Annotated in this window: 12 protein-coding genes; 5 read left to right on the plus strand and 7 right to left on the minus strand. The window is 66.6% G+C overall.

Annotated features, from left to right (window positions below):
• Positions 1–288 precede the first annotated feature (288 nt).
• On the plus strand, positions 289–516 hold the full coding sequence (locus tag AC0KUR_RS19550) for a hypothetical protein (protein ID WP_034187028.1): 228 nt from the start codon (positions 289–291) through the stop codon (positions 514–516).
• A 46-nt stretch (positions 517–562) separates the two neighbouring features.
• Complete coding sequence (locus tag AC0KUR_RS19555) at positions 563–700, plus strand: HHHH-motif protein (RefSeq protein ID WP_167361868.1); 138 nt, start codon at positions 563–565, stop codon at positions 698–700.
• Between the two features lie 385 nt (positions 701–1085).
• Here the strand turns inward: AC0KUR_RS19555 and AC0KUR_RS19560 are convergent, their stop codons facing one another.
• The 4 genes from AC0KUR_RS19560 to AC0KUR_RS19575 all read right to left on the minus strand — a co-directional run bounded on the left by AC0KUR_RS19560 (position 1086) and on the right by AC0KUR_RS19575 (position 5955).
• The gene (locus tag AC0KUR_RS19560; RefSeq protein WP_167361867.1) at positions 1086–2096 is read right to left on the minus strand and encodes a fimbrial protein; all 1011 of its coding nucleotides are present in this window, start codon (positions 2094–2096) and stop codon (positions 1086–1088) included.
• 8 nt (positions 2097–2104) lie between these two features.
• Positions 2105–2851 (minus strand): fimbrial biogenesis chaperone, encoded by a 747-nt coding sequence (locus tag AC0KUR_RS19565; RefSeq protein WP_034187029.1) that lies wholly within the window; start codon positions 2849–2851, stop codon positions 2105–2107.
• 16 nt (positions 2852–2867) lie between these two features.
• Positions 2868–5354 (minus strand): fimbria/pilus outer membrane usher protein, encoded by a 2487-nt coding sequence (locus AC0KUR_RS19570; protein ID WP_473376323.1) that lies wholly within the window; start codon positions 5352–5354, stop codon positions 2868–2870.
• Positions 5355–5442: 88 nt separating this feature from the next.
• Positions 5443–5955 carry a fimbrial protein gene (locus AC0KUR_RS19575; RefSeq protein WP_034186931.1) on the minus strand — a complete coding sequence of 171 codons (513 nt, stop codon included), beginning with the start codon at positions 5953–5955 and terminating at the stop codon, positions 5443–5445.
• A 23-nt stretch (positions 5956–5978) separates the two neighbouring features.
• On the opposite strand from AC0KUR_RS19575, the gene AC0KUR_RS19580 reads away from it, so the two are divergent.
• Positions 5979–6197, plus strand: a complete 219-nt coding sequence (locus AC0KUR_RS19580) for a hypothetical protein (protein ID WP_473376324.1) — start codon at positions 5979–5981, stop codon at positions 6195–6197.
• 615 nt (positions 6198–6812) lie between these two features.
• Here AC0KUR_RS19580 and AC0KUR_RS19585 read toward each other — a convergent pair.
• From AC0KUR_RS19585 to AC0KUR_RS19595, 3 genes are read right to left on the minus strand one after another with little or no spacing between them, the layout of a single operon-like run.
• Positions 6813–8273 carry an efflux transporter outer membrane subunit gene (locus AC0KUR_RS19585; RefSeq protein WP_473376357.1) on the minus strand — a complete coding sequence of 487 codons (1461 nt, stop codon included), beginning with the start codon at positions 8271–8273 and terminating at the stop codon, positions 6813–6815.
• Positions 8273–11410, minus strand: a complete 3138-nt coding sequence (locus AC0KUR_RS19590) for a multidrug efflux RND transporter permease subunit (RefSeq protein ID WP_473376325.1) — start codon at positions 11408–11410, stop codon at positions 8273–8275. The genes AC0KUR_RS19585 and AC0KUR_RS19590 overlap by 1 nt, the downstream gene beginning before the upstream one ends.
• Positions 11411–11425: 15 nt before the next feature.
• Entirely contained in the window at positions 11426–12625 is a 1200-nt protein-coding gene (locus AC0KUR_RS19595; protein WP_034186934.1) for a MexX/AxyX family multidrug efflux RND transporter periplasmic adaptor subunit, read from the minus strand.
• A 150-nt stretch (positions 12626–12775) separates the two neighbouring features.
• On the opposite strand from AC0KUR_RS19595, the gene AC0KUR_RS19600 reads away from it, so the two are divergent.
• Both AC0KUR_RS19600 and AC0KUR_RS19605 read left to right on the plus strand, forming a co-directional pair.
• On the plus strand, positions 12776–13426 hold the full coding sequence (locus tag AC0KUR_RS19600) for a TetR family transcriptional regulator (protein ID WP_034186935.1): 651 nt from the start codon (positions 12776–12778) through the stop codon (positions 13424–13426).
• Between the two features lie 335 nt (positions 13427–13761).
• Complete coding sequence (locus AC0KUR_RS19605; protein WP_059557754.1) at positions 13762–15027, plus strand: M23 family metallopeptidase; 1266 nt, start codon at positions 13762–13764, stop codon at positions 15025–15027.
• Positions 15028–15044: the final 17 nt, after the last annotated feature.

A 15044-nucleotide genomic window follows, 5' to 3' on the forward strand; every position in this document is an offset into this window, starting at 1 on the left:
GCTCCGTCTAATTCCGAGATAGCGCAATTTAACGTAAACGCAAATCATTCTCAATCCGATTACAGGATGACCCTTTCAGTTGTCAGGATTTGTCTGAACAATCGACGGAATCGTTGTGCGAGCGGAGGGAGCGTGCGTTCGTCCGGCGTACCCGGCTTGCGGGCGGCCGACGCGATCTTTCACGCGCCTGACGAAACGCCTGCACGTGTCATGGGCGGTAGCAACTTCTTACTACGTGAAATTTTGGGGGCTCGTACGATCGACTTGCCGTTTCCAAGGGAGAAAACCATGAAATCCATCGTGTTGTCCGCTGTCATGGCTGGCGCGTTGTCGAGCGTGATGCTGACCGGATGCGTTGCCTACCCCGGCCCTGCCGAAGTCACGATCGGCTGGCATGGCGATCGGTACTGGGACGGCAATCGCTATTGGGAGCGCCGCGACTGGGAAGCCCGGCACCCCGGCCCGCGTGACGACCGCCGCGACGACCGTCGCGACGATCAGCGGCCGCAGTGGTAAAGAAAGGCCGCTCCCCTGATCCGCCATTCAACGACAGGAACTCGACATGAAAACGCTACTGAAAACCCTGACCGCCGCGGCCGTCGCCGCCGCCGTGCTCGTACCGGCCATGGCCGAAGCGCATCCGCATCGCGTATGCCACTTCGAGCATCACCACCACAAGGTGTGCCGCTGGGTGCGTTGAGCGCCGTGCGGCAGATGCGGAAAAGCGCCGGCAAGCCGGCGCTTTTTTATCGTCGCGACAGGAACGGACCGGATGGCCGGGCGCTAGCGCTGCCAGTGCTCCGGCGCCAGCCCTGCCTGAAACGACAGGATCACCGCGAGCCCGGCGCCGTTGATACCGTCCGCCAACTCGACCGCCCCTTCGCGAGACTGCGCGATTCGACATGGGAGGGCGACGCGTCGCGCTGGTAAAAGCCAGCGATCGTCTTCCCGGCCGACATCGTCTGCGCATGCGCCGCGCCCATCGTCGAGACAACGAACAGGACGGCCATCGTGGTGCCCTTCAAGCGTATCCCCGTCTCCTCCGGGACAAAACGCCCGGCTGTCGCCCCTCGCATTCGCCCGCGTCAGTAGATGAACAGCCGGATCGTCGCCGTCGCGTCGAACCGACCAATCTTCGGCGGCCCGAACGACTTCAGCACCGCGTCCATCAATACGCTCTGGTTCATGACGTTGGACGGGAATTGAGCCAGGTTGAACTGTTCGTTGAACGGAATCGCCTTGCCCTGACTGTCCTCGATGCCGATCCCGAAATTACTGTCCTTCGCGGGCACCAGCAAGCCGTTCTGCACCGGATAGCTCGTTTCGAAGTACCCGTCGACGCGTACCGCAACGTTGCATTTCTTCGTCAACGACAGCGAAAACCGCTTGCGCGGCACCGCCGGCAGGAAGCCGTTGCCCACCGCCTGCACCTGCCCGAAATTGACGATGCCCGGCTCGGGAGTCACGAGCACGTCGACGAAGCACGGTGTCGGCTTGAGATTGCGTAGCCCGCTCAGGCGGTACTGGAAGCTCGGGTTGTAAGCATTCAGCCCGAACTCGCCGTCGAACTGGAACACCGTATAGATGTCGCTCGGCGGTTGAACCCAGTTGCCCTTCTTGCGTACGACAACCTGATAGTCGATGCTGATTCGCGTCTGCTGGCAACGCTTACGGTCGAAGTCGTACCTGCTGCACGGCGGCACCGAATAGCCGGTGAACACCCCACCCCCGCGGTTGCTGGTCTTGTCGAAGTAATCGACCCCCTGGTAGCGGATACCGATCTCGAGCCCCCATGCGGCAGGATTCGTGCGGTTCGGATTCGCGTAGAAATAGATGTTGTCGACCACTTTCAGGCTGCTGTCGTCACCCAGGTCCTTGTAGCAATAACCCGAGGTTGTGCGCACGGGCGACACCCAGATCACATAGCCGTCCGGCGCATCGGTCGGATACGACGCCACGCCGCCGATTGGCTCCGTCAACGAAGTTGCGCCGCTGTTGGTCAGGCAGCGCAGCGCCCAGGCGGGCTGCACGGCCGCGACCAGCAGCAGGAGCACGATCCAGCGTAACCAGGCCGCGGAGGATGCCCGAAGATGCATTCGCCCGCTCATTTCTTCACGCTCTTGCAGGCACCGGCGTCGCACGCATACTCGACCGCCACCTGGCCGCCGTAATCGTCGATATGCGTGACGAACAGCGTCGACGGCGTCGCGGCCTTGAACGGCACGTCGGCCGTGCTCATCGGGCTCACCATCACCGGCTCGATCGGCACCGGCGTCTTCTGCGCGCCCGCGCTCACGTCGACCACCGTCACGTGATACGGCGTCGGGTTGTCGAACACCAGCTTGTGCGCGGCCGCGTCGACGCGCAGCGTCATCGGCAGCGTCCAGTCCTCGTCGCGCGCGGGCTGCACGGCCTTCGGCCGGTAAAACAGCTTCATCTGCGTATGCAGTGCGATCTGCAGCGTGTTCGGCGTGTCGGTCTTCGGCGGCACTTCGCGGATGTTCAGGTAGAACACCGATTCCCGGTCGGCCGGCAGCTCGGTGCCCGGCAGCTTCGCGATCCGCAGCACGTTGCGCTCGTTCGCCTCGACGCGCTGCAGCGGCGGCACGACCATCAGCGGCGTCGCGATCTTGTTGCCCTTCGTGTCCTCGAGCCAGGACTGCACGAGATACGGATACGTCGTGCTCTTGTTGGTGATCGTGACGATCGCCGCCTGTTCGCCTTCGTTGAAGATCACGCGCGTGCGGTCGGGCACGATCGCCGCCTGCGCGGCGCCCGCGAGCAACGTACCGGCGGTCGCGAGCACGCACCACGCGCGCCGCGAAAAGGAAAGGGAGAAAGCGTTCTTCATCGCTGGATCCATGAAATCATCGTTCGACCCGCGCGGCCGCTGCATGCGACTCGCCGGACGTCTGGCACGTCACCGGGATCGGCGTGCCTTCGAGTTGAAGCTGGTTCGGCAGTGCATCGACCGTGCAGAGCGTGCGTTCGCCCGCGCGCACCGCCAGCGTCGACTTCGGCTGAACCTGGGTCAGGAACACCGCACCGCCCTCGCCGACGATGCCGAGCTCCTTGCCGTTCGCCGCGTCCTGCACCGACGCCCCGAACGGCAACGGCTTGCCGGCTGCATCCGTCAGCGTCAGGTACAGGTTGCTGCCGCGCGCGGCGGAGAACTTCACGAAGCCGATCGCACCATCGGTCAGCACCATGCGCTGGATCGGGTTCGTCACCTGCACTTCGAGCGGCAGCTTCTCGACGTTGACCGTCGCGTCGTACACGTTGTACGGCGAGATGCCGTCGAGCACCGCGTAGCCGCGCGAATCCGTACGCGCGAGCGTGCCGGACAGCGGCACGTCGGGCACGCCGTCGGTCGACACCAGCAGGCGCGTATCGCCCGCATTGCCGTTCGCGTGCGCGGACACGCCGTACTGCGTCGCGACGAACGAGCCGTCGACTTCGAGCGACGCGGCCGCGTAGGCATTCGCGAGCGTCGACGCCTGCGCGGTGAGCTGGTACGCCGACGTGCGCTGGCGGAAGCTCGCGTTCGCCGACGCGCGGCCGTCGGTTTCACCCGCATTGACCTGATAGGTGCGGCCGGCCGGATCGTCGTAGATGTAGCCGGCGTTCACGCTCGTGCTGCCGCTGCCGGTCGTCAGGTTCGACGTGACCGTGTGGCGGCCGCCGATCGGCAGCGTCGCGGTCACCGAGAACTGGTTGCCGCTCGCGCCCGCGCTCTGCGTGCGAAACGCCGACACGCTGACGTTCAGGTTGCGCAGCGTGCCGATCGAGAACGCACGCGTCAGCGTGAGGCCGACACGCTGCTCGGACGAACGCGCCCAGTAGGTCGTCTGGTCGTATGAAAAATAGGTCGACGTGTCGCCGAAACGCTTCGACATCGTCGCCGAATAGCGCTGCTTGCTGTTGGCAAGACCGTACGCGGTCGGGTCGCCCGAGAATTGCGCGAAGTTCGTGTACTCGCGCTCGGAAAAGCGATAGCCGAAGAAGCGCACGTCGGCATCGAGCCCGTCGAAGTGCTTCGAGTAGTTGATGCGATACGAGTTGCCGTTGCGCGTCGCGCCGTTCCACCACAGCCGTGCACGCGCATGCGTGACGTCGGCCGACACCGCGCCGAACGCGCCGAAATCGCGGCCGACGCCGAGCGCGACCGACGTATAGCCCGATGCCGCGATGAAGCCGCCGTAGGCGGTGATGTCGAACGGCAAGCCGTACGCGATTTCGCCGAAGCCGAAGAACGGCGTGATGCCGGCGCCGCCGAACAGGCGCGGCTTGCCGACCGCGGCCTTGTAGCGCAGTTGCCCGGTGCGCGCGAGAAACGGCACGGCGGCCGTTGTCACCTGGAAGCGCTGGACGCTGCCGTCCTCCTCCTCGACCGCGACGTCGAGCGTGCCCTGCACGCTCGTGTTGATGTTCTGCAGCGCGAATGCGCCGGGCGACACGCGCGTCACGTACAGCACGCGGCCCGCCTGCGACACCGTCACGGTCGCGTTGGTGCGCGCGACGCCCGAGATCAGCGGCGCATAGCCGCGCAGCGAAGGCGGCAGCATGCGGTCGTCGCTGCGGATCGACGCGCCGGTCAGCGCGAACGTGTCGAAGATGTCGGAGGTCAGGTAGTCGTCGCCGAACGTCACCGTCGACTGGATCGACGGCAGCGCGCGGAATGCATACAGCCGGCTGAAGCGGAACGTGCGGTCCGCGTACGCCGTGTTGCCCACGTTCGATTGCGCCTGGTAGTCGCCGCGAAAGCGCCATGCATCCCAGTTCGCGCCAACCGTCCCGTAGGCCTGGACCGAATTCGTCTGCCCGCCGCCCGCACCGAAGTTGCGGTTCGTGTTGGCGATCACGCGATAGTCGAGCATCGCGCCCGGAATCCCTTCGGACCAGCGCTCCGGCGGCAGATAGGTCGAATCGGTGAATTCGAGCGCGGCTTGCGGAATCGTGATCTTGAGCCGCCCGTCGCTCTTCAGGTAACGCACGGTCGCGCCCTCGATCGCGCCGAGGTCGACGCAACGTCCGCCCTGGAAGCGCGGCAGGTCCTTCGCGAGCGACGGTTTCAGCCCGAACTGCGCGACGAGTTCCGGGGGCAGGCACGGCTTGCCCGCGCCGGATGAGTCGAGCGCGATGAACTGGATCGCCTGCAGCCCGTAGAACAGGTCGTTGACCTGCACGTCGAGCATGTACTCGCCCGGTAACGTGAAGTCCGGCTGCGAGAACTGCGACAGATCGACATTGTTCGTGCCGTCGATGTTCAGGAACGACGAATTGAATTCCGTCGCATGGCTCTGGCTGCCGACGACCAGCACGGAGACGCAAAGGAAGGAATGTCTGATTCGCACGCGGCGCTACCGGAAGTCCAGGAAGAAGAAAACGGGAGAAAGGGAGAAGGAGGAAGGGATGCGCGCATCCCTCCTCCGGTACGCCCGCTTACTGGTAGCGGACCGTGAAGTTGGCGACGCCGTCGGCGGTACCCGGCGTCACGCCGGCTGCCGTCGCTTCGTACATCGCTGCGAAGCGAGCGATGTTCGTGCCGTTCTGCAGCACGGTCGGTGCCTTTTGCTCGGCGCCGTTGTCGAGGTATTCGCCCGACGCCGCCTGCAGGCGGATGCCGACGTTGGTCGCCGAACCGATCGTGGCGAGCAGCTTCGGCTGGCCCGCGCTCGACGTGCCCGTGAACGTGAAGTAAGCGTTCTGCGCGATGCTCGTGTCGCAGTCGGTCAGCTTGATGTCGAAGTTGGTCGGCGTGGACTTGTCACCGGCTTGCTTGAACACGTTGGTCGGCACCTTGCCGAGGTTCACGGTCTGGTTGACCGAGCCCGAGTCGATGCCGCATGCGCCCGCGACGATCTCGCCCGTGAAGTTGATCGTGCCGGTGCCCGCTGCGAAGGCCGAGGTGGACAGGGCCGCGAGTGCGACAGCGGTCAGGATGGATTTTTTCATGACGTTTCCCGTAAGGAATGCAAATGGAATGGACGACGTATCGGACACAAACGGCAGCGCATGGCGGCTCCCGTCCGACACGAGGCGGCATTATCGAGATAATCGTGAAAGTTTTCTGTAAATCATTGTCAAATGCTTATGACAATCTCCGATTTACCCCTCTTGAATCAAATTCCTTCCGCTCGATTTCCAATCCCGCATTTTCCATCCGCAGTCCTTTTTTATTTCACGGAACTGATTGAAGATTAAGGGAAATTCTTTCCGATAACTGTCGACACCCCGCATCGCCCCGCCTGTATTGACCCCAGCAATCACCGCCAATCAAAAGACAAAATATTGTCCAATGCCGCCATCGTTGTCCGGAGACAACGGCAATCTCAAATCATTTCCAACTGACAGGAAATTAACCGAGGTATTTAACCAATACGGAATCGCCGCGCAAACGATTGCGAAAAGATACAAACGTTTTACTGCGACACTTTGCCGCCATGATTAATTCCAATTCATTGATTAATCCATTCGTCAATTGCCCATTTGAAATCGCACGCTTGCGCGGTCATCGGAACGCGATTGGCCGGCCCGGAGGAACGAGACGAAGAGACGAGAATGCAGCGCATACGTTTGCGCCGGCAGGCGACACGAGCGGTCGCCGGATGCGGGTTGCCGCGGAAGGCGCGCGTGCGCCCCGCCGCGAAATGAATCACACCTGGAGGATTCGCCGGACAGCGAAAGGAAGTGCCGACAGCGACCGGCGATACGGCCGGCAGCACGACTGTCGCGGCGGCGGCCGCACGCCGGATCGTACCGCCGCCATCATGTCGTGCGTCGCGCCGCGGCACCGGGCGACGACACGCATGTCACGCGGAAATCGCCGCCTCGGCCGAGGCCGGCGTCCAGCCGCCACCGAGCGCGCGGTACAGCGCGATCGCATTCGCGAGCCTGAGCTGCTTGAGCCGGATCAGCTCCTGCCCCGACTCGTACGTGCTGCGCTGCGCGTCGAGCAGTTCGAGATACGTCGCGACACCGCCCGCATAACGACGCTCGGCGAGCTTCAGCCGCGCGCCGTCTGCCGCATACACCGCCTGTTGCGCGGCAAGCTGGCGATCGATCCAGTCGCGCGCGGCGAACGCGTCGGCCACTTCACGGAACGCGGTCTGCACCGCCTTCTCGTATTCGGCGACCGCGATGTGCTTGCGTGCGTTCGCGACGTCGAGATTCGCGCGATTGCGGCCGCCCGCGAAGATCGGCAGCGTGATGCGCGGCGCGAACGTCCATACGCTCGTGCCGGCGGAGAACAGGCTCGAAAACGCGTCGCTGACCGAGCCGTAGTCGGTGGTCAACGCGATGCGCGGAAAGAACGCCGCGCGCGCGGCGCCGATCTGCGCGTTGGCGGCCTTGAGCCGCGCCTCGGCCTGCCGGATGTCCGGCCGCCGTTCGAGCAGCGCGCTCGGCGCGCCCGGCGCCACCGGTGCGATCGACAGCGTGTCGAGCGCGCTCGCGTCGTCGGGCCCGTTGCGTGCGAAGTCACCCGCCAGCAGCTGCAGCGCCCGCACGGCCTGCGCATGCTCGCGCTGCAGCGCGGCCTGCGAGGCACGCGCGGAGGCCACCAGCATCTCGGCCGAGCGCAGCTCGATCGCGTCGCTCGTGCCGGCCGCATAACGACGCTGCGTGAGCGCGGCCATGCGTTCGCGCGCATCGAGCGTGCGCTGCGCGAGCGCAAGCTGTTCGTGCAGCGAGCGTTCCGACACGTACGCGCCCGCCACTTCGGCGATCACGCCGATGCGAACCGTGCGCTGCGCATCGGCCGTCGCGAAATACTCGGCAAGCGCCGCATCGGACAGGTTGCGCACGCGGCCGAACAGGTCGAGCTCGTACGCGCTGACGCCGACGCCCCCGCGGTACAGCCCGCTGATCGCGCTTTCGCGCACGACCGGGTCGTACTGGCGGGCGCGCTCGTAGCCGAGATTCGCATCGACCGACGGCATCCGGTCCGCGCGCTGCACGCCGTACAGCGCGCGCGCTTCGTCGAGCCGGCCGGCCGCGATCCGCAGGTCGCGGTTGTTGGCGAGCGCGGCGTCTATCCACGCCTGCAGCGCCGGATCGGTGAAATACGCGTGCCAGTCGTCGAGCAGCGCGGCATCCCGCGCCGCAACCGGTTCGGCGGCCGGCGCCGCGCTGCCGTCGACCGGCGCATAGCTCGACGGCACCGGTGCCGCGGGCCGCTCGTAACGCGGGGCGAGCGAGCACCCGGCGAGCGCGAGCGCGGCGACCAGCACGAGCCGAACCCGCAGCGCCGCGCGTGCATTCAGCGCAACCATCATTGCGAACCCTCCATCGCCGCCGGCCGCGCCCCGCGGCGCCGGCGCGGGCCGACGTCGAACAGGCGGCCGACGATCACGAAGAACAGCGGGACGAGGAACACCGCGAGCACGGTCGCCGTGATCACGCCGCCGAGCACGCCGGTGCCGATCGCCATCTGCGCGCCGGACGCGGCGCCCGACGCGAACGCGAGCGGCAGCACGCCGACGCCGAACGCGAGCGACGTCATCACGATCGGCCGCAGCCGCAGGCGTGCGGCCTCGAGCGCGGCGTCGACGAGCGACATGCGCTGCGCGACGAGATCCTTCGCGACTTCGACGATCAAGATCGCGTTCTTCGCGGACAGCCCGATCGTCGCGATCAGCCCCACCTTGAAATAGATGTCGTTCGGCATCGCCCGCAGCGTGACGCCGAGCACCGCGCCGATCACGCCGAGCGGGACGACCAGCATCACCGCGAACGGGATCGACCAGCTCTCGTAGAGTGCCGCGAGCGCCAGGAACACGACGAGCACCGACAGCGCGAACAGCGTCGGCGCCTGCGCGCCCGACAGCCGCTCCTCGAACGATTGCCCCGACCACGAATAACCGATGCCGGCCGGCAGCTGCGCGGCGATCCGCTCGATCGCGGTCATCGCCTCGCCGCTGCTGTGGCCTGCCGCGGCCGAACCGTTGATCGTGAACGACGGATAGCCGTTGTAGCGCGTGAGCTGCGGCGGCCCGAGCGTCCAGTGCAGCGTCGTGAACGCCGCGAGCGGCACCATCTCGCCGCGCGCGTTGCGCACGCGCAGCTTCTTCACGTCGTCCGGATCGAGCCGGTGCAGCCCGTCGGCCTGCACCATCACGCGCCGCACCTGCGTGCCGTGCATGAAGTCGCCGATATAGTCCGAACCGAACATCACCGCGAGCGTCGTATTGATCTCGTCCATCGACACGCCGAGCGCGGACGCCTTCGCGCGATCGATGTCGAGCTTCAGTTGCGGCGCATCCTGCGTGCCCGCGAACATCAGGTCGGTCAGCGCACGGTCCTTGCCGCCCGCGGCGAGCAGCTGTTCGCGCGCGGCGCTGAACGTCGCGTAATCGAGCCCGCCGCGGTTCTGCAGCCGGAAGTCGAAGCCGCTCGACGAGCCGAGATCGGGCAGCGCTGGCGCGTTCATCGCGAACACCGTGGTGTTCGGCGTGCCCGCGAATCGCGCGTTGATGCGCGCGACGATCGACTGCACGTGATCGCGTTCCGCCTGGCGCATCTTCCAGTTCTTCAGCGTGACGAAGATCATCCCGCCGTTCGGCCCTTCGCCGTACAGGTTGAAGCCGCCGAGCGCGAACGTATACGCGGCCGGCTCATCCTGGCGGATATACGACTCGACCTCGCGCACGCTCTGCATCGTTTCCGCGAGCGGCGTGCCTTGCGGGCGGATCACCATCACCATGAAGTTGCCCTGGTCCTCGTCCGGCAGGAACGCGGTCGGCAGCTGCGCGAGCATCAGCACCGCGGCCGCGATCAGCGCGCCGTACACCACGAGCCAGCGCACGGGCTTCTTCAGCATCGTGCCGACCCGCGTCGCGTAGCGCTGCGTCGCACGCGCGACGAAACGGTTGAACCAGCCGAAGAAGCCGCGCTTCTCGTGATGGTCGCCGGACACGGGCTTGAGCAGCGTCGCGCACAGCGCGGGCGTCAGCGACAGCGCGAGGAACGCGGAGAAGCCGATCGACACCGCGAGCGATAGCGCGAACTGCCGGTAGATGTTGCCCACCGCGCCGCCGAAGAACGCCATCGGCACGAACACCGACGTCAGCACGACGGTGATCCCGACGATCGCGCCGCTGATCTGCTTCATCGCCTTGACGGTCGCGTCGTACGGCCCGAGCCCCTCCTCGACCATCAGCCGCTCGACGTTCTCGACGACGACGATCGCGTCGTCGACGAGGATGCCGATCGCGAGCACCATCCCGAACATCGTCAGCACGTTGATCGAGAAGCCGGCCGCATACATCACGCCGAACGTGCCCGCGAGCGCGACCGGCACGACGAGCGTCGGGATCAGCGTCGCGCGCAGGTTCTGCATGAACAGGAACATCACGAGGAACACCAGCACGCCGGCCTCGATCAGCGTCGTGACGACCTTGTTCATCGACACGCGCACGAACGACGAGGTCTCGTACGGGATCTGGTACTTCACGCCCGGCGGGAAGAACCGGGACAGCTCGTCCATCGTCGCGCGCACGCGTTTCTCGGTCGATACCGCGTTCGAGCCCGGCGCGAGCTTGATGCCCATCCCGGTCGCGACCTTGCCGTTCACGTACGACGGGTAGTTGTAGTCGTTGCCGCCGAACTCGACACGCGCGACGTCGCGCAGGAACAGCGCGGAGCCGTCGGCCTGCGTGCGCAGCGCGATCGCGCCGAATTCGGCCGGCGTCTTCAGCGGCGCATCGGCGAACACGGTCGCCGCGATCGGCGCGCTGGCCGGCACCGCGCCGCGCCCGATGTCGCCGATCGTCACGCGCGCGTTGTGCGCGCGCACGGCCGACGCGATGTCCGACGCGGTGAGGCCGTGCCCGGCCATCTTCACCGGGTCGGGCCAGATCCGCATCGCGTACTCCGCGCCCCAGAACTGCACCCGGCCGACACCCTCGACGCGACGCAGCGCCTGCACGACGTTCGCCGATGCATATTCGCCGAGCTGCACGTCGGTCATCCGGCCGTCGTCGGACGTGAGCGACACGACGAGCTGGATGTTGTCGGCGGCCTTCTCGACCTGGATGCCGTCGCGGCGCACCGGTTCGGGCAAGCGCGCCTCGACCGTCTTCAGCCGGTTCTGCACTTCGACGGCCGCGAGATCGGCGTTCACGCCCTGCTTGAACGTCAGGTACAGCGACGCCATCCCGACGCTGCTGGTGGCCGACGTATACATCAGCCCCGGCGCGCCGTTCATCTCGCGCTCGATCAGCGCGGTCACCGATTCCTCGACGACCTGCGCGGACGCGCCCGGGTACGTCGCATAGATACTGACGACGGGCGGTGCGATGTCCGGGTACTGCGCAACGGGCAGCGCGCGGATCGCGAACATGCCGCCCAGCATGATGAAAATGGCGATCACCCACGCGAAGACGGGGCGATCGATGAAGAAACGTGCCATGTTGGTTTGAACCGGTCAGGTTTGACGGGCGGCCGCCTGCGAAGCGGCCGCGGCCGGCGCCGCCTTCGACGGCGGCGACTTCTCGACGGGCTTGACGGCCGTATCGGGCGCGAACTGCGACGCGTCGTCGACGATCACGCGTTCGCCGCCCGCGAGGCCGCGCGTGATGCGCCAGTCACGGCCGCTCATCTGGTCGGCCGTGACCTCGACGTCCTTGACCTTGCCGTTCGTGCCGACCACGCGTACCGACGTACGGTCGGCGGTGCGCAGCAGCGCGTCGCGCGGCACGAGGATCGCGCGCTGGTCGACCGCCGTGTCGAGCGCGATCCGCACGTACGCGCCCGGCAGCAGTTCGCGCTCCGGATTCGGGAACAGCGCGCGCATCGCGACGGTGTCGGTGGTCGGATCGACCGCGAGATCGCTGAACAGCAGCTTGCCCTTCAACGGATACGCGGTGCCGTCGGCGCGCAGCAGCGTCACCGCGACGTCGTGCTGCGCAATGCCCGTCGCGCGCCCGCTCTTCACCGCGCGGCGCAACGCGTCGACATCGGCGGCCGGCTGCGAGAAGTTCACGTAGATCGGATCGAGCTGCTCGACGGTCGTGAGCGGCGTCGCCTGGTCCTGGCCGACGAGCGCGCCTTCGGTCACGAGCGCGCGTCGCGCGCGGCCCGCGATCGGTGCGGTGACGGTGGCATAGTCGAGCTGCAGTTGCGCACGCGCGAGCTCGGCCTTCGCCGATGCAACCTCGGCCTTCGCCTGCGTATCGGCCGCAACGGCTTCGGTATGGTCGCGCTCGCTCACCGCGCGGTCGCGCACCAGATCGTCGTAGCGGCGGCGCTTGTCGCTCGCCGCGAGCGCCGCGGCCTGCGCTTTCGCGAGCGCGCCCTGCGCGGCGTCGCGGGCGGCCTTCAGCGGCGCGGGATCGATGCGGAACAGCACCGCGCCCTGCTTCACTTCCTGACCTTCCTCGTAGGTGCGCGCGGTGACGATGCCCGCGACCCGCGCGCGCACTTCCGCCTGCCGGTACGCGTCGAGCCGGCCCGGCAGTTCGACGGTCATCGGCACGGCCGTCGGACGTACCGTCACGACGGTGGCCTGCTTCGCGGTCTCCGGCGCGGCGTCCTTGTCGCCCTTTCCACATCCGGCCAGGGCCAGCACGGCCGCCAGCGCGAACGGCGCCAGCCCGTGGCGCGACAGGGAGCGATTGTTATTCATGTGTGACCTCGGATCGTTCGCCGCCGATACAATGCGGCGGCTCAGGGTGGCCGATTATAATCAGTCACGACTGATTAAATACTTGCCGCTTCAATCTGACCGACACACTGTCTCAATAAAACGACAGCGAATTGTAAGGAGCTTCACGACATGGCCCGCAAGACCCGGGAAGAATCGCTCGCCATCAAGCACCGGATCCTCGACGCCGCCGAGCTCGTGCTGCTCGAGAAAGGCGTCGCGCAAACCGCGATGGCGGACCTCGCCGAGGCCGCCGGGATGTCGCGGGGCGCCGTCTACGGCCATTACCGCAACAAGATGGAAGTGTGTCTCGCGATGTGCGACCGCGCGTTCGCGCGCACGTCGGAAGGCTTCGACGCGGGCGACGGCCTGCCGCCGCTCGCCACGCTGCGGCGCGCGGCGTCGCACTACCTGCAGGAATGCGGCGAACCGGGCCCGATGCAGCGCGTGCTGGTGATCCTCTATACGAAGTGCGAGCAAAGCGAGGAAAACGGCGCGCTGCAGCGGCGCCGCATGCTGCTCGAACTGCAGATGCTGCGGATCACGAAGGCGCTGCTGCGCCGCGCGATCGCGGCCGGCGAAATCGCCGCCGATCTCGACGTGCACCTGGCCGCCGTCTATCTCGTGTCGCTACTTGAAGGCGTGTTCGCGTCGATGATCTGGACCAACCGGCTGCGCGGCAATCTGTGGAACGACGCCGAAGCGATGCTCGACGCCGGTTTCGACACCGTCCGGACATCGGCCGCGTTGCGCGTTCGCGCGCAAAAATTGCCAGGCCAGTGAAAAACGTCGTAACAAATGCTGATTTAGCCCGATTTACCGCACTGCGAAACGAATGAGCTGACCCTCTTTAAAATTTTTAACGTTTCCCGGAACATCGGTAGACTGACGCTGTCATCTTTCTTTAGCGTCTTCGTGATAACCGGGTTCGACCCGGTATGCACGCCGCCGTTCGAAGCGGGCTCGCCCCGTATGTTGGGTCGAACGGAAACGACACAGGCCCCTGGCGGGGCCTGTTTTGTTGCACGCCCGCCGCCCGCCCCGTCGCCGTTCGACGGATGAGCCGCCGGCGGCCCCTGCCCACACCCCTTTGAACCGCTTTCCTGGATGTGGACACCTTGGTCAAGTCTGCCGCTACTCCTGATGCTTTCGCGCCCGGCCGCGCGCAGCGCATCGCGCGCGCGCTCGTGCCGGCCGCCGTGCTCGGCGCCCTCGCCGCATTCGGTCTCGCCGCCGCGCTGCCGGCCGTATCGCAACTGCCCGGCGCCGTCGATTCCGGCACGGCCGCGCTGCCGCAGCGCGTACTGTCCGACACGCCGTTTCCCACCGCGCAGCATTTCGTGACGAGCGAACTCGCCCGCACGATCGGCGAACGCAACGAGCATGTCGATCTCAACGACCGCAGCCAGCAGCCGGGCCTGTTCGCCCCGCTCAGCGCGCACCGGAACGACATGCTCGGCTATGCGAGCCTGTTCCAGTTCGCGGCGCCCGAGAACCAGAACGGAATGCGCGCGGGCGACATCGAACTCACGCTGTCCGACACGCTGAACCGCCTCGACGTACCGCCCGAAGTGCGCATCCAGCTCGGCGATCTCGTCACCGGCAAGGTCGCGATGCGCGCAAGCGCGCAGCGCGGCGACTACTACCGCGTCGCGTTCGACACGAACGACGGCACGCCGCGCCTCACCGCGCTCGAGCTGCGCGTCGCCGGCCGCACGTTCGGCGCGATCTGGTTCCGTGCGCCGGGCGCCCAGCACGGCGCGTACTACACGCTCGACGGCGCGCCGCTCGAAGCGGCCGCGTTCACGATGCCGGTCAAGTGGACGCGCATCAGCTCGTTCTTCGGCGAGCGCATCCATCCGTTGTCGCAGGCGATGGCGTTCCATACGGGTGTCGATCTCGCCGCGCCGAGCGGCACGCCCGTCGATGCGGCGGCCGACGGCGTCGTATCGTTCGCCGGGTTCGATCCGGGCGGCTACGGCCGCTACGTGATCGTCGATCATGCGGACGGCTACTCGACCTACTACGCGCACCTGTCCGCGTTCGCGCGCGGGCTCAAGGTCGGCGAAACCGTCAAGCAGGGCCAGCGCATCGGCTCGGTCGGGATGACGGGCGCCGCCACGGGCCCGCACCTGCATTTCGAGGTGCGTGTCGCGAACGATCCGGTCGACCCGCTCGTCACGCTCGCCAGCGCGCAGACGGCGCTGTCCGACATGCAGCTCACCGCGTTCCGCCAGGAAGCCGCGCAATGGCGCTTCCGCCTCGCGTCGATCAATACGGCGCCGTTCGCGTTCGCGCAGAACGACGGGCCGCTGTGGGGCGATTTCGCGACCGACAAATCGACGCTGCGCGCGGTCTTCAATACGCACTACTCGGCGTCGTAACGCGCGTGCCGCGGCGT

This window comes from Burkholderia sp. YHN3-13 (genome assembly GCF_055810675.1).

Bases quoted from the DNA above. Each gene is read 5' to 3' on its own strand.
- AC0KUR_RS19555 (WP_167361868.1), top strand. From the start codon at position 563: ATGAAAACGCTACTGAAAACCCTGACCGCCGCGGCCGTCGCCGCCGCC.
- AC0KUR_RS19560 (WP_167361867.1), bottom strand. From the start codon at position 2,096: ATGCATCTTCGGGCATCCTCCGCGGCCTGGTTACGCTGGATCGTGCTC.
- AC0KUR_RS19565 (WP_034187029.1), bottom strand. From the start codon at position 2,851: ATGAAGAACGCTTTCTCCCTTTCCTTTTCGCGGCGCGCGTGGTGCGTG.
- AC0KUR_RS19595 (WP_034186934.1), bottom strand. From the start codon at position 12,625: ATGAATAACAATCGCTCCCTGTCGCGCCACGGGCTGGCGCCGTTCGCG.
- AC0KUR_RS19585 (WP_473376357.1), bottom strand. From the start codon at position 8,273: ATGGTTGCGCTGAATGCACGCGCGGCGCTGCGGGTTCGGCTCGTGCTG.
- AC0KUR_RS19550 (WP_034187028.1), top strand. From the start codon at position 289: ATGAAATCCATCGTGTTGTCCGCTGTCATGGCTGGCGCGTTGTCGAGC.
- AC0KUR_RS19575 (WP_034186931.1), bottom strand. From the start codon at position 5,955: ATGAAAAAATCCATCCTGACCGCTGTCGCACTCGCGGCCCTGTCCACC.
- AC0KUR_RS19580 (WP_473376324.1), top strand. From the start codon at position 5,979: ATGGAATGGACGACGTATCGGACACAAACGGCAGCGCATGGCGGCTCC.
- AC0KUR_RS19590 (WP_473376325.1), bottom strand. From the start codon at position 11,410: ATGGCACGTTTCTTCATCGATCGCCCCGTCTTCGCGTGGGTGATCGCC.
- AC0KUR_RS19600 (WP_034186935.1), top strand. From the start codon at position 12,776: ATGGCCCGCAAGACCCGGGAAGAATCGCTCGCCATCAAGCACCGGATC.